The sequence below is a fragment of the Kitasatospora sp. NPDC059673 genome, from assembly GCF_042734215.1.
Lineage (GTDB): Bacteria > Actinomycetota > Actinomycetes > Streptomycetales > Streptomycetaceae > Kitasatospora.
Genome location: NZ_JBHWEN010000049.1, coordinates 1 through 19237, shown reverse-complemented (window position 1 = coordinate 19237; position 19237 = coordinate 1). Strand labels below are relative to the sequence as shown.

Genomic DNA, 19237 nt, shown 5'->3' with positions numbered 1-19237 from the left:
GGCTCCACACCTACAATCACCACCGCGGACACACCGCACTCGCAGGCAAACCACCCGCCAGCCGCGTCCCCAACCTCACAGGACAGAACACCTAGGAACTAGCGCAGGCCGGTGGAGCGGCGCAGCGCGGCGGCCAGCAGGCGGTCGATCAGCTCGGCGTAGGGCACGCCGGTGGCCTCCCACATCTTGGGGTAGGCCGAGATCGGCGTGAAGCCGGGCATGGTGTTGACCTCGTTGACCATCCACCGGCCGTCGTTCAGCAGGAAGAAGTCGACCCGGGCCAGGCCCTCGCAGCCGAGGCCCTCGAACACCTCGACGGCCTGCCGCTGGAGTTCGGTGCGCTCCGCGTCGGTGAGCCGGGCCGGGATCTCGACCTCGGAGGAGTCGATGTACTTGGCCTCGAAGTCGTAGAACTCGAAGTCGGCGTCGACCAGCACCTCGGCGGGCACCGAGGCGCGCGGGCCGTCCTCGAACTCCAGGACGCCGCACTCGATTTCGCGGCCTTCGACGCCCTTCTCCACGATCACCTTGGGGTCGTGGCGGCGGGCCTCGTCGATCGCGGCGTCCAGGTCGGCGAGGTCCTTGACCTTGGTGATGCCGATCGAGGAGCCGGCCCGGCAGGGCTTGACGAACAGCGGCAGGCCGAGCGCGGCGATCCGCTCGCGGGCGGCGGCCCGGCCGGTCTCGGACTGCCACTCGCGCGGCTTGACCACCGTGTACTCGCCCGCGTACAGGCCGAGCGACTCGATGATCCGCTTGGTGAACTCCTTGTCCATGCCGACCGAGCTGGCCAGCACGCCGGAGCCGACGTACGGCACCCCGGAGAGCTCCAGCAGGCCCTGCAGGGTGCCGTCCTCGCCCCACGGGCCGTGCAGCAGTGGCAGCACCACGTCGACCTCGCCGAGCACCTTGGGGGTGGCGCCGGGCTCGCTCCACACCACGTCGCGGTTGCCGGGGGTGAGCGGCAGCGCCACCTGGCCCTCGGTGGACTCGGCGACCTGGTCGACGTCGGGCATCCGGCCGTCGGTGATGGCCATCCGGGCGGGTTCGTCGCCGACCAGGGCCCAGCGGCCCTCGTGGGTGATGCCGATCGGCAGCACCTCGTACTTGCTGCGGTCGATCGAGCGCAGCACGCTGGCGGCGGTGACCACGGACACGCCGTGTTCGGAGCTCCGGCCGCCGAAGACGATCGCGACGCGCGGCTTGGCCGACTGGTTCGGGGAGGTCTGTTCGATGCTCATATCGGCGTTGAGACTACCGTCCGATTCCGGTCACCGGCGCTCCGGCTTGGCCGAACGGGCCATCAGCCCCTTCAGGACTTCCTGGGTCGGCCGGCCGTTGTGCACCACGTCGACCACGGCTTCGACGATCGGCATCTCCACGCCGTTGCGCCGGGCCAGGTCGAGCACCGACTCGCAGGACTTCACGCCCTCCGCGGTCTGGCTGGTCGCCGCGATGGTCTCGGCGAGCGTCATGCCGCGGCCCAGGTTGGTGCCGAAGGTGTTGTTCCGGGACAGCGGCGAGGAGCAGGTCGCCACCAGGTCGCCCATGCCGGCCAGGCCCGCGAAGGTGTGCGCGTCGGCGCCCAGCCGCAGGCCGAGCCGGGTGGTCTCGGCCAGGCCGCGGGTGATCAGGGTGGCCTTGGTGTTGTCGCCCAGGCCCATGCCGTTGGCCATGCCGACCGCCAGGCCGATCACGTTCTTCACCGCGCCGCCGAGTTCGCAGCCCACCACGTCGGTGTTGGTGTACGGGCGGAAGTACGGGGTGTGGCAGGCCTTCTGGAAGCGCTTGGCGACTTCCTCGTCGGTGCAGGCGACGACGGTGGCGGCGGGCTGCCGGTTGGCGATCTCGCCGGCCAGGTTGGGGCCGGACACCACCACGACGCGCTCCGGGCCGACCTGCGCGACCTCCTCGATCACCTCGCTCATCCGCTTCGCGGTACCGAGTTCGATGCCCTTCATCAGGCTGACCAGCACCGTGTCCGGGGCCAGCATCGGCGCCCAGTGCGCGAGGTTGTCGCGCAGCGTCTGGGAGGGCACCGAGAGCACCGCGAAGTCCGCGCCGGCCAGCGCGGCGGCCGCGTCGGTGGTCGCCCGGATCGAGTGCGGGAGCGTCAGGCCGGGCAGGTAGTCCCGGTTGACGTGGTCCTTGTTGATGGCGTCGGCCAGCTCCGGCCGGCGTCCCCACAGGGTCACCTCGCAGCCTGCGTCGGCCAGGATCATCGCGAAGGCGGTGCCCCAGGAGCCCGTCCCCATCACGGCACAGCGGGTCACCGGTCGCCCTCCTTGGCCGCTCGCTCGCGCTTGGCCTCGGCGGCCGTGGCACGGTCCTTGGCGGCCTTGCGCATGTCGTAGCGCTCGGCGGGGGCCTGCTCGCCGCGGATCCCCTCCAGCACGGCGGTGATCGCCGCCATGATGTCGTCGGTGGCCTCGCGCAGCACCTGGGCGGTGATCTCCTGGCCCTGGTACTTGCTCAGGTCCACCGCCGGGCCGGCCGCGACCGTCACCTTGTGCCGGGGGAACAGGTGGTACTTGCCCTTTCCGCCCTTCCCGTACGGCGGGATGATCTCCTGCGCGCCCCAGTGCGCGACCGGGATCACCGGCGCGCCCGTCATCAGCGCGACCCGGGCGGCGCCGCTCTTGCCGGTCATCGGCCACATGTCCGGGTCCCGGGTGAGCGTGCCCTCCGGGTAGAACTGCACGCACTGGCCGCCCTTGACCGCGTCGATCGCGGACCGGAACGCGTCGGCGGCGTCGGTGGACTCCCGGAACACCGGGATCTGGCCGGTCTTGCGCAGCATGAAACCGATGAACGGCACCGAGAACAGCGAGGACTTGGCGAGTATCCGGGGCGGGCGGCCCGAGTTGTACTGCCAGTGTGCGTAGAACACCGGGTCGATCACCGAGTTGTGGTTCACCACGACGATGAAGCCGCCCTTCTCGGGCAGGTGCTCCCAACCCCGCCAGTCCGTCTTCGCCAGGGCGTTTGTCACCGGCTTCACCAGCACCGCCGCAAAGCGGTACCAGATCCCGTAATCGGCGTTGCCGAACCTGGCGTTAGAGCGGCGGGCCACCCCAGCTCCTCCTCATTCGCGCGGCGAACCGCCGAGCGGTGCCGCTGATCTCTCTCCCTCGCCGGGGCCGGGCAACGGCTCCGAGGCGCCGACCAGTCTCACCCGCGAGGGAAGTCCGTGTCGAGCAGCCACCGCCGCCACCGGCCGGCAGCTGCCCCGCCGACAGCCCGGGCGACCCGGAACCGCTGGCCAGGCCTCCCCGGCCGACGTCACAATGACGCCGATGACAGAGGACACCGTACGCCCCGCCACCGTCCGCCCGTCCGTCCCGGTGCCGCGGCCGGACGGTGCGGACCGGCGCTTCGGGTGGACCCTGATCGTCCCGGTCAAACCGCTCGCCGAGGCGAAGAGCCGCCTCGCGGCGCTCGGGGAGCTGCGGCCCCGGCTCGCCCTCGCTTTCGCCCTGGACACCGTCGCCGCGGCGCTCGCCTGCCCGGTGGTCGAACGGGTGTTGGTGGTGGGGCGGGATCCGCGCGCCGCGGGTGCGCTGCGCGCGCTGGGGGCGACCGTGCTCGACGACGAACCCGGCGGCGGGCTCAACCCGGCGCTCTCGCACGGCAGTAGCGCCGCGCACCGACTGCACCCCCGCTCCCCCGTCGCCACCCTCTCCGCAGACCTGCCGGCGCTGCGGCCCGCCGAACTCGCCCGGGTCCTCGCCGCCGTGCCCCCGCAGCGCCGGGCCTTCCTCGCCGACGCCCCCGGCACCGGGACCGTCCTTCTCGCCGGACCGCCCGGCACCCCGCTCCGCCCGGCCTTCGGGCCCGGCTCCCGGGAACGCCACGCGGCCGGCGGGGCGGCCGAACTCCAGCTCTCCGACGTGCCGTCCGTCCGGCGCGACGTCGACACCCCCGAGGACCTGGCCGCCGCCCACCGACTCGGCCTCGGCCCGGCCACCGGCGCCCTGCTCCGAAGCTCTATGCTGCTTCCCATGCAGGCCACCGCGTTCACCTTCGACCCCACGACCCGCTCCGGCTCGGTCCTGCTCGACGACGGCACCCCCGTCCCCTTCGACGCCCCCGCCTTCGACGCCGGCGGCCTCCGTCTGCTCCGCCCCGGCCAGCGCCTGCGCATCCGCACCACCGGCGAAGGCCCCGCCCGCCGCGTCACCTTTCTCACCCTCCCCACCTTCCCGGACCCCGAGAGCGCCTGAGGCGTCGTCAACGACCGGGCCGGTGGCCGGAGTTCGGTCAGGCGCTGCGCGGGAGGTGCGCGTCCAGGTCGGGGTACGCGGGCGTGCCCCGGAGGCAGAGCGCCGCGACGGCCGGGGTGTTGAGCAACTCCAGCCGCTTCGGGGCGAGTTGCAGGGGGCCGGTGCTGGTGGGGACCACCCGGATCACGCGGGTCTGGCCGAGCAGGATGAAGCTCAGCAGCAGGTGGCCGTCACGGGCCAGGAACCCCTCGGTGCGCTGCGTGGCACCCGGGCCGAAGAAGTAGCGGTAGGCCTCGTACTGCGTCCAGCCGAGCGGGAGTGTGCGCAGGGTGCCCCAGAGCGAGGCGAGCGCGTCGGCGAGAGAGACGAACGAGGCCGATTCGGTGATGCCTTCGATGCTGACGGCATATCCGGACTGAGGGCCCTTCACGGCGGCTCCTGGGGCGGGTCGAGTTCGGCCCAGATGGTGTGGGACCGGGCGGTGTGGCGATGTCCGTAGCGGTCGGCTTCGGCGAGGACGTCGAGGAGCACCAAGTGGGCCTCGGCGTCCGGGTTTCCGGGGAGGGTGGCTTCCACCCGGTAGCCGCCGCCGGGGAGGCGTCGGATACGGGCTTCGGCTCCGGTGGCGGCAGTGAGCCTGGATGCAAGGTCGAACACCCTGGTGGTTCGCACGCCACGCCTCTCCCCCGCAGTCGGCCGATCACTCAAAGTGAATCTAAGCCATTAGATTCCTCCTGATGCATTAGATTGTCAAGCTGAATCACCCGTCCTGTCGCGATCCGGCAGGTCTCGCCTTCCGCCGGGAGATGCCAGATGCCCTCACAGGACCCGCCGTACCTCCGCATCGCGGACCATCTGCGCCGCCGGGTGGAGAACGGGGAGTGGGCGATCGGCGAGCGGCTGCCGTCCCGCGCGCAGCTCGCGCTGAGCTACGAGGTGGGGCCCAACGTGCTCCAGCGGGCTCAGGAAGTGCTCATCGCGGAAGGCCTGTTGGAGGGCCGGGCGGGTTCCGGAACGTACCGGCGCGAGCCGGTGGAGCGGCGTCCGATGCGGCGCGCCCGGACGGTCGCCGCCTTCCCGATGTCCGCTGTGCCGGACGGGAGTTGGGAGTCGCACACCGAGTCCCGGGTGGAGGCGCCGGCCGGGGTGGCGCGCCGACTGGGCATCGAGCCGGGCGAGTTGACGGTTCACACCCGCTACGAGTTCACCGTGGAGCACAAGCCGGTCCAACTCGCCGAGTCCTGGGAGCCGATGGCGATCACCGACGGAACTCCCGTCCTGCTGCCGGAGTTGGGCCCGCTGGCCGGGCGCGGTGTGGTGGCGCGGATGGCCTCCATCGGGGTGCGGGTGGTGCGCGCGGAGGAACGGCCGCGTCCCGGGCGGGCGACGGCGGAGCAGGCGAGTCTGCTGGGGATCAGCACCGGCGATCCGGTGATGCTGATCGAGCGGACGTATCTGGACGACTCCGACCGGCCGGTGGAGACCGCGGATCTGGTGATTCCGGATTCCCGCTGGGAGATCATCTACGACCTCGCGGTGGAACAGCCGGAGTAATTCCGCCCGGCCCGCCGCATTTCCCCGCCGGCTGCGCCCGTCCCCCTGCGGGGTGTCCTGGCCGGGGTGCCCGAACGAGCCGTGCACGGACGCGAAAAGGCCGCGACGGCCCCCGGTCCCGGGTCTCCGGAGGTCCGGGTTCCCTGGCGTGGGGCCGTCACGGCCTGGCCGCCCCGGCGCCGGCTCTCCGGCCCCGGGCTCGGTGCGACTACTTGGCGGTGGACTTGCGCGCCGCGGTCTTGCGCGCGGTGGTCTTCTTCGCCGGAGCGGTCTTCTTGGCGGCGGCCTTCTTGGCCGCGGCCGCGGTGGTCTTCTTCGCCGCGGTGGTCTTGGCGGTGGTGGCCTTCGCGGTGGTCTTCGCCGCGGTGGTCTTCGCGGTGGTGGCCTTCTTGACCGCCGTGGCCTTCTTGGCCGCGGTGGTGGCGGTCTTCTTGGCAGCGGCCTTCTTGGTCGCCGGGGCGGCGGCAGCGGCGGCCCGCTTGGTCGCGGCGCGCTTGGCGGCCGGGGTGGCGGCCACACCGGTCTTGCCCGGGGTCAGCGAGCCCTTGGGCGCCTTCTTGACGGAGGGGCCCTCCTTCGGCAGCTTCTTGCTGCCGGAGACGAGGTCCTTGAAGCCCTGGCCGGGGCGGAACCGCGGCACGGCGGTCTTCTTGACCTTGACCCGCTCGCCGGTCTGCGGGTTGCGGGCAAAGCGCGCCGAGCGCTCCACCTTCTCGAAGGTGCCGAAGCCGGTGACCGACACCCGGTCACCCGCCACGACGGCACGCACCATGGTGTCGAGCACTGCGTCGACGGCCTCTGCGGCAGCCTTGCGACCGCCCAGCTGCTCGGCCACCGCTTCGACAAGCTGAGCCTTGTTCACGTCTTCCCCTTCGGAAACGGGCGCCGGATGATTCCATCCGTTCTTTTCGCACGTTAGGTATGTATCTGCGGACTTTCAATTACCAAACGCGTGAATCACCCTAGTGTCGCAACATATTTGCGCATGGAGGTGCTCACCGGGGCGGCATCCGCCCCTCGTCGAGGTCCTGCACAAAGCGACTCAACCGCCGTGCCGCCTCCGGGAGATCACGCTTGGCGGTCTCCGTGACGATCAGCAGTTGTCGGGTGAGAGCGGTCTTTGCGTCCGTCGACACGTTCAGCGCGTGAACGCGGGCGTGGGCTTGCTTCAACCGCTCGGCCACCAGTGCGTGGAGCAGGGTGACTTCCGAGTCGGCATCACCGTCCCGACCCTCCGCAGACGCGGGTTCGCCACCCGGGTACGGCGGTTCGGGGTTGTGGTGCATGCAACGATTGTGCCATCTGTACGCAGTTGCGCTGAACCAGGGTCTATTCACGGCTGACGAACTCCCCTGCGAACAACGAAGACCCGCCCCGGAGGGGGGCGGGTCTTGTTGTCCGACCGTCAGAATGCGGTGACTCAGGCAGCCGGGAGAGTACGCGGCTTGAACGACGGCCGCTTCGCTTCGAACGCCGCCACATCGGCCTCGTTCTGCAGCGTGATGCTGATGTCGTCCAGGCCGTTCAACAGCCGCCAGCGGACGTTGTCGTCCAGCTCGAACGAGGCCGTCACACCGGCCGCGCGAACCTCGCGGGCCTCCAGGTCCACGGTGATCTCCGCGGTCGGGTCGGCCTCCGTCAACTCCCAGAGCCGGTCCACGGTCTCCTGCGGCAGCACCACCGTCAGCAGGCCGTTCTTCAGCGAGTTGCCGCGGAAGATGTCGGCGAACCGGGAGGAGATGACGGCCTGGAAACCGTAGTTCTGCAGCGCCCAGACGGCGTGCTCGCGGGACGAACCGGTGCCGAACTCGGGGCCCGCCACCAGTACCGTCGCGCCCTGCCGCTCAGGGCGGTTGAGAACAAACGCCTCGTCCTTGCGCCAGGCCTCGAACAGCCCGCCCTCGAAGCCGGAACGGGTGACCTTCTTCAGCCAGTGAGCCGGGATGATCTGGTCGGTGTCCACGTTGGAGCGGCGCAGCGGGACGGCGCGGCCGGTGTGGGTGGTGAACTTCTCCATGGCTCAGGCCTCCACGGCAACGTTGTTCGGCAGATCGGACGGGGAGGCCAGGCGGCCCAGCAGCGCGGTGGCCGCGGCGACCTGGGGCGACACCAGGTGGGTACGGCCGCCCTTGCCCTGCCGGCCCTCGAAGTTGCGGTTCGAGGTGGACGCGCAACGCTCGCCCGGGGCCAGCTGGTCGGGGTTCATGCCCAGGCACATCGAGCAGCCGGCGTGCCGCCACTCGGCGCCCGCGGCGGTGAACACCTTGTCCAGGCCTTCCTCGACGGCCTGCAGGGCGACCCGGACCGAGCCCGGAACCACCAGCATCCTTACCCCGTCGGCGATCTGACGACCCTCCAGCACTGCGGCGGCGGCGCGCAGGTCCTCGATCCGGCCGTTGGTGCAGGAGCCGACGAACACCGCGTCGACCTTCACCTCGCGCAGCGGGGTGCCGGCCTCCAGGCCCATGTACGTGAGGGCGTTCTCGGCGGCGATCCGCTCCTGCGGGTCCGCGAAGTCGGCCGGGTTCGGCACGTTGGCACCCAGCGGCGCGCCCTGGCCCGGGTTGGTGCCCCAGGTGACGAACGGGGTCAGCTCGGCGGCGTCGATGAACACCTCGGCGTCGAACACCGCGTCCTCGTCGGTGGCCAGGGTGTCCCAGTAGGCGACCGCGGCATCCCAGTCAGCGCCCTGCGGGGCGTGCGGACGGCCCTGCAGATAGTCGTAGGTGGTGCGGTCCGGGGCGATCATGCCGGCCCGGGCGCCCGCCTCGATGGACATGTTGCAGATCGTCATCCGGGCCTCCATGGAGAGGCTGCGGATCGCCGAACCGCGGTACTCCAGGACGTAGCCCTGGCCGCCGCCGGTACCGATCTTGGCGATCACGGCCAGGATCAGGTCCTTGGCGGTGACGCCCTCGGGCAGCTCGCCCTCGACGGTGATCGCCATCGTCCGGAACGGCGCCAGCGGCAGCGTCTGGGTGGCCAGCACGTGCTCGACCTGGCTGGTGCCGATGCCGAACGCCAGTGCGCCGAAAGCCCCGTGGGTGGAGGTGTGGGAGTCGCCGCACACCACGGTCATGCCCGGCTGGGTCAGACCCAGCTGCGGGCCGACCACGTGCACCACGCCCTGCTCGACGTCGCCCAGCGAGTGGAGGCGCACGCCGAACTCCTCGGCGTTCTTGCGCAGCGTCTCCAACTGCACCCGGGAGACCGGGTCGGCGATCGGCTTGTCGATGTCCAGGGTGGGGGTGTTGTGGTCCTCGGTGGCGATCGTCAGATCGGTGCGACGAACCGGGCGGCCGGCCAGCCGGAGGCCGTCGAATGCCTGCGGGCTGGTCACCTCGTGCAGCAGGTGCAGATCGATGTAGAGCAGGTCGGGCTCGCCCTCGGCGCGCCGGACGACGTGGTCGTCCCAGACCTTCTCTGCGAGTGTCCGTCCCATCGGATTCCCTCCAGCCGGCCGCTCTGCCGGCCTTCTCGTGATCGTCGTCGAGGTCTTGTCCCGTGCCGCCCTGTGAGGCTCGCTCGGCATCGTGACCTGCACGCCGGATCGTCCAGCATCCGGACACCGTGATACGGCTCCGCGCCGGGTGTTCTCCCTGGCTGCTGAGTCCAGAGTGGCGCTTTTCCCGGAAGATTGAACTTGCGTCTCGCTGATTGAGACTGCAGTATCGAGACATGGACAACACTAGCGGCGTCGGCGTTCTCGACAAGGCCGCTCTGGTGCTGAGCGCACTGGAGTCGGGCCCCGCCACGTTGGCGGGGCTGGTCGCCGCCACCGGTCTGGCCCGGCCCACGGCCCATCGGCTCGCCGTCGCACTCGAACACCACCGCCTGGTCACCAGGGACATGCAGGGCCGCTTCATTCTCGGCCCCCGGCTCGCCGAACTCTCCGCCGCCGCAGGCGAGGACCGGCTGCTCGCCGCGGCCGGCCCGGTGCTCACGCACCTGCGCGACGTGACGGGCGAGAGCGCCCAGCTCTACCGCCGCCAGGGCGAGATGCGGATCTGCGTGGCCGCCGCCGAGCGCCTCTCCGGCCTGCGCGACACGGTGCCCGTCGGCTCCACCCTCCCGATGAAGGCCGGCTCCGCCGCCCAGGTCCTGCTCGCCTGGGAAGAGCCCGAGCGTCTCCACCGCGGCCTCCAGGGCGCCCGGTTCACCGCCACCGCGCTCAGCGGCGTGCGCCGCCGCGGCTGGGCCCAGTCCATCGGCGAACGCGAGCCCGGCGTCGCCTCCGTCTCCGCCCCCGTCCGCGGCCCCTCCAACCGCGTCGTTGCCGCCGTCTCCGTCTCCGGCCCCATCGAACGACTCACCCGGCATCCCGGCCGCCTCCACGCCCAGGCCATCATCGAAGCCGCCAACCGCCTCACCGAGGCCCTCCGCCGCAGCTGACACCCCCACCACCCCTTGTGCCCCCGCCAACCCGGCGGGGGCACACGCGTTTCGGGCCCGTGGTGCACCCGAGCCGGTGGGTGCACGGACGGGTGGGCGGTCGGGCGGGCGAGGCGGGAACGCAAAAAAGCCCCGGTTTCCCGGAGCTTTCAGAAAATCTTGGCTGGGGTACCAGGACTCGAACCTAGACTAAATGAACCAGAATCACTCGTGCTGCCAATTACACCATACCCCAAAAGTACCCCCGACCGGATTCGAACCGGCGCTACCGCCTTGAGAGGGCGGCGTGCTAGGCCGCTACACAACGGGGGCCCTAGCTTGAATGAGTACCCCCGACCGGATTCGAACCGGCGCTACCGCCTTGAGAGGGCGGCGTGCTAGGCCGCTACACAACGGGGGCTTGTCTCATTCATTCTGCAATTGTCAAGAATTGCGTACCCCCGACCGGATTCGAACCGGCGCTACCGCCTTGAGAGGGCGGCGTGCTAGGCCGCTACACAACGGGGGCTTGCTTCACTTGCGTGTTGCGCTGGGGTACCAGGACTCGAACCTAGACTAACTGAACCAGAATCAGTCGTGCTGCCAATTACACCATACCCCACCAGAGTTCAACCCCTGCGGGCCTTCCTCGGTGTCTTGCGCCCCCCTGCCGGGCGGCGCAGAAAGAACATTACCCGACGCCCGGCCCGGCTCCAAAATCGATAACCGCAGGCAGTGCGCAGGACACCTGCGGGCCAGGTCAGCGACCTGGCCCGCAGGTGTGCCGGCGGCGGCCCCGGCGGGCCGCAGGGGGCTCAGGAGGCCGGGAGCAGCTCCAGGGCGGCGAGCAGGCGGCGCAGCGTCTCCTCGCGGCCCAGCAGCTCCATGGACTCGAACAGCGGCGGCGAGACCCGGCGGCCGGTCACCGCGACCCGGAGCGGGGTGAAGGCGAACTTGGGCTTGATGCCGAGGCCGTCGACCAGGGCCTCGCGCAGGGCGGCCTGGATCGGGTCGGGGGTGAAGTCCGTCAGTTCGGTGAGCGCCTTGACGGAGGCTTCGATGACCGGGCGGGCGTCGGCGGTGAGCACCTTCGCCGCGTCCTCGGGGTCGACGGCGAAGTCGGCGGGGGCGACGAACAGGAAGCCGGCCATGGTGACGATCTCGGAGAGGACGACCATCCGCTCCTGGGTGAGCGGCGCGACCTTGGCGAGCAGGTCGAGCTGCTCGGCGGTCGGCTCGGCCGGGAGGAGTTCGGCGGCCTGGAGGTAGGGGACCAGGCGCTTGACGAACTCTTCGGGGGCGAGGCGGCGGACGTGCTCGGCGTTGAGGTGCTCGGCCTTCTTGAGGTCGAAGCGGGCCGGGTTGCCGTTGACGTCGTCGATGTCGAAGGCGGCGACCATCTCGTCGATGTCGAAGATGTCGCGGTCGTCGGAGAGCGACCAGCCCAGCAGGGCCAGGTAGTTGAGCAGGCCCTCGGGCAGGAAGCCGCGCTCGCGGTACAGGTTGAGCGAGGCCTGCGGGTCGCGCTTGGAGAGCTTCTTGTTGCCCTCGCCCATCACGTACGGCAGGTGGCCGAAGCGGGGGGTGGTGCCGTTGCCGACGCCGATGTCGGCGAGGGCGGCGTAGAGGGCGATCTGGCGGGGCGTCGAGGACAGCAGGTCCTCGCCGCGGAGCACGTGGGTGATCTCCATCAGGGCGTCGTCGACCGGGTTGACCAGGGTGTACAGCGGGGCGCCGTTGGCCCGGACGATGCCGTAGTCGGGAACGTCCTTGGGGTCGAAGGAGATCGGGCCGCGGACCAGGTCGTCGAAGGTGAGGGTGGTGTCGGGCATCCGGAAGCGGAGGATCGACGCGCGGCCCTCCTGCTCGTAGACGGCGATCTGGTCGGCCGTCAGGTCGCGGCAGTGGCCGTCGTAGCCGGATGGCTTGCCGGCGGCGCGGGCGGCCTCGCGGCGGGCGTCCAGTTCCTCGGTGGTGCAGTAGCAGGGGTAGGCGTGGCCGGCCTCGCGGAGGCGAGCCGCGACGTCGGCGTAGATGTCCATCCGCTGCGACTGGCGGTAGGGGGCGTGCGGGCCGCCGACCTCGGGGCCCTCGTCCCAGTCGAAGCCGAGCCAGCGCATCGCGTCGAGCAGCTGGTTGTAGGACTCCTCGGAGTCGCGGGCGGCGTCGGTGTCCTCGATCCGGAACACCAGGGTGCCGCCGTTGTGGCGGGCGTAGGCCCAGTTGAAGAGGGCCGTGCGGACCAGGCCGACGTGCGGGTTCCCGGTCGGGGAGGGGCAGAAACGGACCCGGACGTCGGGGTTCTTGTCAGCCACGGTTACTGCATCCTTCATCGCTTGACGACCTTGTTGGCGAGGGTGCCGATGCCTTCGACGGAGACGGCGACCTCGTCGCCGATGTTCAGGGGGCCGACACCCGCGGGGGTGCCGGTGAGGATGACGTCGCCCGGGAGCAGCGTCATCGCTTCGGAGATGTGCGCGACCAGTTCGGCGACCGAGCGGGCCATCTGGGAGGTGCGGCCGGCTTGGCGCAGTTCGCCGTTGACGGTGCAGGTGACGGCCAGGTCGGCGGGGTCGAGGTCGGTCTCGATCCACGGGCCGAGCGGGCAGGAGGTGTCGAAGCCCTTGGCGCGGGCCCACTGGCCCTCGCGCTGCTGCACGTCGCGGGCGGTGACGTCGTTGGCGCAGGTGTAGCCGAAGATCACTTCGGGGACCCGGTCGAGCGGCACCTCGCGGCACATCCGGCCGATCACCACGGCGAGTTCGGCCTCGTACTGGACGTCCGAGGAGAACGGCGGGTAGGCGATGGACTCGGTGGGGCCGATGACGGCGGTGGAGGGCTTGAAGAAGGTCAGCGGCACGGCCGGGATCTCGTTGCCCAGTTCGGCGGCGTGGTCGGCGTAGTTGCGGCCGACCGCCACGATCTTGCTGGGCAGCATCGGGGCCAGCAGCCGGACGTCCTGCAGCCGGTGGGTCTCACCGGTCGGCTGGGGGGCGCCGAAGGGGTGGCCGGCGAGGGTGTGCACCACCAGCGAATCGGGTTGTGCGGCGTCCCCCTCGATGATTCCGAAGGAGACCGAGCCCGCCGCGGGGCTCCCTTCACGGACGGAGAACCTGGCGATACGCACAGCCCTGCAACCTCTCGGTTCGTCGGCCGCCCGGACGCTCCCGGGCGGTTGCCGAGCCCGCAGTGCCGGGCCCGGCTGTGCCACCAGGTTATCGGCGCGAAGGTCAGGCCTGCGGCAGGCGGGTGGCCGGGGCGGCCATCAGGACGGTGCGGCGCGGGTTGGCGGTGGCCGTGGGCAGCTGGGTGGCGTACTCGCGCGGCGTGCGGACGCCGCCGAAGCCGGGGAGCTCGGAGAAGTCCGCGACGGAGGCCAGGGTGGTGCGGCGCGGGTTGGCCGTGGAACGGATGGCCGTCGTGGTCGTCTCGGACATTTGCGTCAGCACCTTGTTTCGCTCGAACGGACTTTTGCTCGGGCCCACCGCTGGGCAGGCTCCGGTCAACCCTGCCAGGTTAGGGATCCCATTCCACAGCGGCCGTGACCAAAGCTATACATCGGGCTGTGAGTTTGCTCACAATTACCGGTTCAAAGGGCGTGGAAGTGGTGATTCCGGACCAATGGCAAAATCTCTCATTGGGGATATTGCGGACATTTGCCGCACAAACTGATCTTCCTCTTTGTTGACATGGCTAGGACGAGTGTCCGAAAAAGACCATATTCCGAACCCGAAGCAACACGGACCGTGAGTCACCGCACGCGCTCGGTAGCCCTGGACACCGAGTCGTAACGGCCCTTGTTGGACTTCCCCCGCTGTGCTGGAATGCCACGGAAAAACTCGACACCGCTCTATCTCCGCCCGGCGGGGAAGGGCGCCCGGTCCAGAGGTTGCGACGCCAGTGCAGGGACGTTTCAAGAGGGGCAACGGCGCCGCGGGTGAGCCGGAGTCGCGGGAGCCCGTGGCCGGCGCCCACCAGGCGGCACCGGCGACAGGCCAGGGTGAGCGGCCGTTCGGCGCCCCCGCCGAGGCCGCCGCCGACAGCAGTGCCCCGGGCGCGGCGAGCGCGCCCAAGCAGCAGGACGGCAGTGCGCCGGCCGACAAGCAGAGCCGCCGCGCGAGACTGCGCGGCACGCTCAACCGCCGTCGTGCCACCGGCGCGAGCCGCTTCGCCATGCGCAACTGGCGAATCCGCACCCGTCTGATCGCGCTGCTGTTCCTGCCCGTGGTCGTCTCGCTGGCGCTGGGCGGCCTGCGGGTGCAGGAGTCGATGGCGAACTCCCGCCAGCTGTCCCAGATGAGCGACCTGGCCGAGCTCGCCCGCAACGCCACCGCGCTGGCCAACGCCCTGCAGTACGAACGCGACATCTCGGCCGGCCCGCTGGCCGCCGGCGGCAGCGCCGACAACGACCCCGAGATCGCCGACGCGTACCGGCAGACCAACACGCTGTCGAAGACCTTCAACGCCAGCGCCGACAAGTTCGACAACCTCGACCTGGCCGGCTCCAAGACCCTGCTGCTGCAGGTCCGCAAGGACCTCAACACGCTGCCCCGGGCCCGTAGCGGCGCGTTCGCCGCCCGCGACAACATCCAGGCCACGATCACCAACTACGACGTGATCATCAAGGACCTGATCGGCGCCACCCAGGACATCGCGATCACCTCGAACTCCACCGAGCTGATCAAGACCACCCGTGCGCTGTTCCAGTTCTCCACGGCCAAGGAGTACACCTCGATGCAGCGCGCGCTGCTCAGCGCCGCGCTCGCGAACCCCAACGGCCCGTACCTGTCGCCCTCCGACGAGACCTTCGGCGTCCGGCTGATGAGCTCCGAGGACAACGCCCTCGCCAACTTCACCGCCATCTACGGCGAGAGCGAGGCCCGCACGCTGCGCGCGGCGATGAGCTACAACCAGGTCGTCGCCGAGGCCGACCGGTTCGCCAAGCAGGCGCTGAACACCAACGGCATCCGGCAGACCGACAACCCGTCCTACAAGGAGTGGTTCGACAAGTCGACGGCCAAGGTCAGCGCCGAGAAGACCATTGAGAACAACCTGGTCAACGTCCTCGACGGCAAGGCCCAGGCGCTGCAGTCGGACGTCGACACCGAGTCGGTCATCAACGCCGCCGTGGTCGCCCTGGTGCTCGTCGTCGCCATCGCCGGCGCCGCCCTGGTGGCCCGCTCGATGGTGCGCTCGCTGACCCGCCTGCAGGCCTCCGCCGAGGACGTCGCCGAGCGCCGCCTGCCGGAGCTGGTCAAGACGCTCTCCGAGAGCGACCCGCACGACGTGGACGTCACCGTCGAACCGGTCGGCGTCGACTCCGCCGACGAGATCGGCCACGTGGCGCACGCCTTCGACATGGTGCACCGCGAGGCGGTCCGACTGGCCGCCGAGCAGGCGCTGCTGCGAGGCAACATCAACGCGATGTTCACCAACCTGTCGCGCCGCAGCCAGGGCCTGATCCAGCGCCAGCTGTCGCTGATCTCCGAACTGGAGAGCCGCGAGGCCGACCCGGACCAGCTGGCCTCGCTGTTCAAGCTCGACCACCTCGCCACCCGCATGCGCCGCAACGGCGAAAACCTCCTCGTCCTCGCGGGCGAGGACCCGGGCCGCCGGTGGACCCGCCCCGTCCCGCTGGTCGACGTGCTCCGCGCCGCCGCCTCCGAGGTGGAGCAGTACGAGCGCATCGAACTCGCCTCGGTGCCCACCGCCGAGGTCGCCGGACGCGTCGTCAACGACCTCGTCCACCTGCTCGCCGAGCTGCTGGAGAACGCCACCTCGTTCTCCTCCCCGCAGACCCGGGTCCGGGTCACCGGTCACGCCCTGCCCGACGGCCGGGTGCTGATCGAGATCCACGACACCGGCATCGGCCTCTCCCCCGACGACCTGGCCGACATCAACGAGCGTCTGGCCAACCCGCCGGTGGTGGACGTCTCGGTGTCCCGCCGCATGGGTCTGTTCGTGGTCGGCCGCCTGTCCCTGCGACACGGCATCCGGATCCAGCTCCGCCCGTCCGACTCCGGCGGCACCACCGCGCTGGTCATGCTGCCCGTGGACGTCACCAACTCCGCCGAGCGGCGTGGCAACCGGCCCGGTGCGGGCGCCGGGGCCGGCCAGGGCGGCCGGCCGCAGCGCGGGGTCGCGCCGACGCCGCGTCAGCAGGGCCGTCCCGCGGGCGACCTGCCCGGTGCGCGCACCGCGCTCGGCCAGGGTCCGGCGGTCGGCGGGCAGGGCGGCCAGGGCGGCCGTCCGCAGCTCGGCCAGGGCCCGATGGGCGGCAGCCCCGATCTGTTCACCCCGGGCGCTCCGTCCGGTCCGTCCGCTCCGGCCGCGCCCCAGGGCCCGGCGGGTACGGGTGGCCGGCGCGGGCCGGGCGAGACGCCCGCGCAGGGCGGCTTCGGCCCCGGCGGCGCGTTCGGCAACGGTGGGGCCCAGGGCGGCCGCACCGGTGGCCTGCCGACCCGTTCGGTCGGCCAGTCGCTGCGCGACAACCCGGCGCCGGGTGTGTCCGGCCCGGCGGCCCCGGTCGGTGCGGGTGCGGGTGCGGGTGCGGGTGCCGGTGCGCCGACCGGTGGCGGGCTGCCGCCGCGGCGGGTGCCGGGTGCGTCCGGTGCGCCGGGCCTGCAGGGCGGTCAGGGCGGTCAGGGCGGTCAGGGCGGTCTTCCGCCGCGCCGTCCGCAGGGACCGCAGGCTCCGCAGGGCCCGCAGGGTGGTCCGCGTCGTCCGCAGGGCCCGCAGGCTCCGCAGGGCGGTCCGGAGCGGACCCGTCCGGCGGAAGGCCGTCCGGGCCTGGAGAGCCGTCCCGGGATGGAGAGCCGTCCGGGGATGGAAGGCCGTCCTGGGATGGAGAACCGTCCGGGCCTGGAGAGCCGTCCCGGGATGGAGGGCCATCCCGGGATGGAAGGCCGTCCCGGGATGGAAGGCCGTCCCGGGATGGAGCGCCGTCCGGGCGGGGAGCCGACCCAGCACGGCCGCGCCGAGCAGTCGCAGCAGCCGCCGCGCCGTCCGCTGCCGCAGCAGCAGCCGGCCGCGCCGCTGGAAGCCGCCCCGGCGGACCAGCCGGGCGGGTTCGCCCGGCCGCGCTTCGAGGCGTCCGACATCGACCCGCGCGACCCGCTGGGCCTGGGCCTGGTGGAGCCGGTGCTGCCGGACCCGGTGGGTCAGGGTGTGCCGGTGGTGGCGCCGCCTCAGGAGCGGGTCGTCCCCCAGCAGTTCGCGGAGCGGCCGCAGCCGATGGCGCTGCCGACCGCCGGCGAGTCGGCTGCCGCCCCGGTGCCGGCCCGTGAGCAGGTCCGCTCCCGGGGGTACCAGCCGCAGCGGCCCGGTACCAGTGCGCCCGGGTTCGACCAGCAGCCGTCCCGACCGGCCCCGCAGGCTCCGGCCGCGCAGGCTCCGGCCGCGCGGCCGCAGGCTCCGCAGCAGGCCGAGCCGTTCCAGCAGGCCGAGCAGTACCCGCAGCAGCGTCCGCAGGGCATGCCGCAGCGGCCGGTGCCGGGTGGCCCGCAGGGTGCCCCGCAGCGCCCGGCGGCGGAACGGCAGGCCCCGCAGGCCCCCGCCGCCCCGCAGCCGCAGGCTCCGGCCCCGCAGCCGCAGGTCCCGCAGGCCGAGCAGTACCCGCAGCAGCAGCCCGCCGGTCCCGGTCCGGACGCCCCGTGGCGCCCGTCCGCGAACGACGAGCGCTGGCGGCGGGCCGAGCAGATGCGCGAGCCGCAGACCGACGGCCTGACCACCTCGGGGCTGCCCCGTCGCACCCCGCAGGCCAACCTGGTCTCCGGCAGCGCCGAGGCCAGCCCGCTGACGGGCCCGCAGGTCTCGCGCAGTCCGGAGGAGGTGCGCGGCCGGTTGACCAACCTGCGCCGCGGCATCCAGCAGGGCCGCCAGGCCGGTTCGCAGCAGCCGGGCTCCGGCCGTCCCGCGCCGCAGCAGCGGCCGGGCTTCGACTTCGGCGGCACGTCCGAGGGCCTCCGGGGAGCCCAGTTCGACGCCGATGGCAACAACGGCTTCGGCCCCGAGCACCAGGAGCGTTGAGTTGAGTCAGATGATGAGCCAGGCCGCCCAGAACCTGAACTGGCTGATCACCAACTTCGTGGACAACACCCCCGGGGTGTCCCACACGGTGGTGGTCTCGGCCGACGGTCTGCTGCTGTGCATGTCCGAGGGGTTCCCCCGGGACCGCGCCGACCAGCTCGCCGCGGTCGCCTCCGGGTTGACCTCGCTGACCTCCGGCGCCAGCCGGATCTTCGAGGGCGGCGAGGTCAACCAGACCGTCGTGGAGATGGAGCGGGGTTTCCTGTTCCTGATGGCGATCAGCGACGGCTCCGCGCTCGCGGTGCTGGCCTCGCCGGACTCCGACATCGGCCTGGTGGGCTACGAGATGGCCCTGCTGGTCGACCGGGCCGGTGCGGTCCTCACTCCCGCTCTGCGGGCCGAGCTCCAGGGCAGCCTGCTGCACTGACCACCGGTCCGGTCCCATCCGCTCCTCAGCACCACCCTCACTGTGCCGGGCCCGTCCGAACCGGGTCCGGCACACCCACCCCCAAGTCTTCGCCGCTCGGTGGCTGACATCCGGTCAGCCGGCAGGCCCAGGGCTCCGGCAGCGAACGACTGCAGCACAAGGAGGACGCAATGCCCCCGACACCCGCCGGCTCATACGGCAACGGGTACGGAAACGGCTACGGCGGCCAGCAGTCGGACGGCTACGAGCAGCAGCCGCTGGTCCGCCCGTACGCCATGACCGGCGGACGTACCAGGCCGCGCTACCAGCTGGCCATCGAGGCACTGATCTCGACCACGGGCACCAACCCGCCGGGCACCTTGCTGCCCGAGCACGCGCGCATCGTGGCGCTGTGCCGTGAGGTCAAGTCGGTCGCCGAGATCTCCGCGCTGGCGGGAGTCCCGCTCGGCGTCGCCCGCATCCTTGTCGCAGACCTGGCCGAGGCCGGTCTGGTCGCCATCCACCAGCCCGCCGCCGCGGGCGAGTCGGGCGGTACGCCTGACGTCACGCTGCTCGAAAGGGTCCTCAGTGGACTTCGCAAGCTCTAACGCGGCCGCCCCCAGCCGCGCCACCACCTCCGCCAAGATCGTCGTCG

Annotated in this window: 17 protein-coding genes, 5 tRNA genes and 1 pseudogene; 6 read left to right on the top strand and 17 right to left on the bottom strand. The window is 71.5% G+C overall.

The features are described 5' to 3' along the window. Positions 1-98 precede the first annotated feature (98 nt). Genes ACFV18_RS32320 through ACFV18_RS32310 form a run of 3 tightly spaced genes read right to left on the bottom strand, consistent with a single transcriptional unit; the run spans position 99 to position 3073 of the window. Positions 99-1241, bottom strand: a complete 1143-nt coding sequence (locus ACFV18_RS32320; RefSeq protein ID WP_380488862.1) for a D-alanine--D-alanine ligase family protein — start codon at positions 1239-1241, stop codon at positions 99-101. A 30-nt stretch (positions 1242-1271) separates the two neighbouring features. Further along, positions 1272-2255, bottom strand: a complete 984-nt coding sequence (locus tag ACFV18_RS32315) for an NAD(P)H-dependent glycerol-3-phosphate dehydrogenase (RefSeq protein WP_380488863.1) — start codon at positions 2253-2255, stop codon at positions 1272-1274. Between the two features lie 14 nt (positions 2256-2269). Next, positions 2270-3073, bottom strand: coding sequence for a lysophospholipid acyltransferase family protein (locus tag ACFV18_RS32310; RefSeq protein ID WP_380488861.1), 804 nt, complete (start codon positions 3071-3073; stop codon positions 2270-2272). A 223-nt stretch (positions 3074-3296) separates the two neighbouring features. Here ACFV18_RS32310 and cofC point away from each other — a divergent pair. Continuing rightward, positions 3297-4007, top strand: a pseudogene (gene cofC / locus ACFV18_RS32305) (2-phospho-L-lactate guanylyltransferase); the annotation flags it as partial. Positions 4008-4260: 253 nt separating this feature from the next. On the opposite strand, the gene ACFV18_RS32300 reads toward cofC, so the two are convergent. Together ACFV18_RS32300 and ACFV18_RS32295 are read right to left on the bottom strand one after the other, a co-directional pair. Further along, positions 4261-4653: a hypothetical protein gene (locus ACFV18_RS32300; RefSeq protein ID WP_380488860.1), complete on the bottom strand. Its 393-nt coding sequence runs from the start codon at positions 4651-4653 to the stop codon at positions 4261-4263. Next, a complete protein-coding gene (locus ACFV18_RS32295; RefSeq protein ID WP_380488859.1) occupies positions 4650-4895 on the bottom strand; it encodes a hypothetical protein in 246 nt (81 codons plus the stop codon). Before ACFV18_RS32295 ends, ACFV18_RS32300 begins: the two co-directional genes overlap by 4 nt. 141 nt (positions 4896-5036) lie before the next feature. Between ACFV18_RS32295 and ACFV18_RS32290 the strand changes: the two genes are divergently transcribed. Next, positions 5037-5777, top strand: coding sequence for a GntR family transcriptional regulator (locus ACFV18_RS32290; protein ID WP_380488858.1), 741 nt, complete (start codon positions 5037-5039; stop codon positions 5775-5777). 208 nt (positions 5778-5985) lie between these two features. Here the strand turns inward: ACFV18_RS32290 and ACFV18_RS32285 are convergent, their stop codons facing one another. From ACFV18_RS32285 to leuC, 4 genes are all read right to left on the bottom strand, one after another. Next, positions 5986-6639 carry an HU family DNA-binding protein gene (locus ACFV18_RS32285; protein WP_380488857.1) on the bottom strand — a complete coding sequence of 218 codons (654 nt, stop codon included), beginning with the start codon at positions 6637-6639 and terminating at the stop codon, positions 5986-5988. Between the two features lie 133 nt (positions 6640-6772). After that, complete coding sequence (locus ACFV18_RS32280) at positions 6773-7063, bottom strand: hypothetical protein (protein ID WP_380488856.1); 291 nt, start codon at positions 7061-7063, stop codon at positions 6773-6775. 134 nt (positions 7064-7197) lie between these two features. Next, positions 7198-7794: a 3-isopropylmalate dehydratase small subunit gene (gene leuD / locus ACFV18_RS32275; protein WP_380488855.1), complete on the bottom strand. Its 597-nt coding sequence runs from the start codon at positions 7792-7794 to the stop codon at positions 7198-7200. Between the two features lie 3 nt (positions 7795-7797). Then, a complete protein-coding gene (gene leuC, locus ACFV18_RS32270; protein WP_380488854.1) occupies positions 7798-9219 on the bottom strand; it encodes a 3-isopropylmalate dehydratase large subunit in 1422 nt (473 codons plus the stop codon). A 236-nt stretch (positions 9220-9455) separates the two neighbouring features. Between leuC and ACFV18_RS32265 the strand changes: the two genes are divergently transcribed. After that, positions 9456-10169, top strand: coding sequence for an IclR family transcriptional regulator (locus tag ACFV18_RS32265; protein ID WP_035866446.1), 714 nt, complete (start codon positions 9456-9458; stop codon positions 10167-10169). Positions 10170-10329: 160 nt separating this feature from the next. Here ACFV18_RS32265 and ACFV18_RS32260 read toward each other — a convergent pair. From ACFV18_RS32260 to ACFV18_RS32225, 8 genes are all read right to left on the bottom strand, one after another. After that, positions 10330-10404: transfer RNA gene (locus tag ACFV18_RS32260), tRNA-Gln, on the bottom strand. Between the two features lie 4 nt (positions 10405-10408). Next, a tRNA-Glu gene (locus tag ACFV18_RS32255) sits at positions 10409-10481 on the bottom strand. Positions 10482-10496: 15 nt separating this feature from the next. Further along, positions 10497-10569, bottom strand: a tRNA-Glu gene (locus tag ACFV18_RS32250). A gap of 35 nt (positions 10570-10604) precedes the next feature. Continuing rightward, positions 10605-10677, bottom strand: a tRNA-Glu gene (locus ACFV18_RS32245). A 21-nt stretch (positions 10678-10698) separates the two neighbouring features. Continuing rightward, positions 10699-10770 (bottom strand) — tRNA-Gln (locus ACFV18_RS32240). Positions 10771-10963: 193 nt separating this feature from the next. Then, a complete protein-coding gene (gltX, locus tag ACFV18_RS32235) occupies positions 10964-12481 on the bottom strand; it encodes a glutamate--tRNA ligase (protein WP_380488853.1) in 1518 nt (505 codons plus the stop codon). Next, positions 12478-13275 (bottom strand): fumarylacetoacetate hydrolase family protein, encoded by a 798-nt coding sequence (locus ACFV18_RS32230; protein WP_380488852.1) that lies wholly within the window; start codon positions 13273-13275, stop codon positions 12478-12480. Before ACFV18_RS32230 ends, gltX begins: the two co-directional genes overlap by 4 nt. A gap of 103 nt (positions 13276-13378) precedes the next feature. After that, the gene (locus ACFV18_RS32225) at positions 13379-13585 is read right to left on the bottom strand and encodes a hypothetical protein (RefSeq protein WP_380488851.1); all 207 of its coding nucleotides are present in this window, start codon (positions 13583-13585) and stop codon (positions 13379-13381) included. Positions 13586-14048: 463 nt separating this feature from the next. On the opposite strand from ACFV18_RS32225, the gene ACFV18_RS32220 reads away from it, so the two are divergent. The 3 genes from ACFV18_RS32220 (at position 14049) to ACFV18_RS32210 (ending at position 19190) form a co-directional block, all read left to right on the top strand. After that, positions 14049-18176 carry a nitrate- and nitrite sensing domain-containing protein gene (locus ACFV18_RS32220; RefSeq protein WP_380488850.1) on the top strand — a complete coding sequence of 1376 codons (4128 nt, stop codon included), beginning with the start codon at positions 14049-14051 and terminating at the stop codon, positions 18174-18176. Positions 18177-18189: 13 nt separating this feature from the next. Beyond that, positions 18190-18603, top strand: coding sequence for a roadblock/LC7 domain-containing protein (locus tag ACFV18_RS32215; RefSeq protein WP_097236138.1), 414 nt, complete (start codon positions 18190-18192; stop codon positions 18601-18603). 170 nt (positions 18604-18773) lie between these two features. Then, entirely contained in the window at positions 18774-19190 is a 417-nt protein-coding gene (locus tag ACFV18_RS32210) for a DUF742 domain-containing protein (RefSeq protein ID WP_380488849.1), read from the top strand. Positions 19191-19237: the final 47 nt, after the last annotated feature.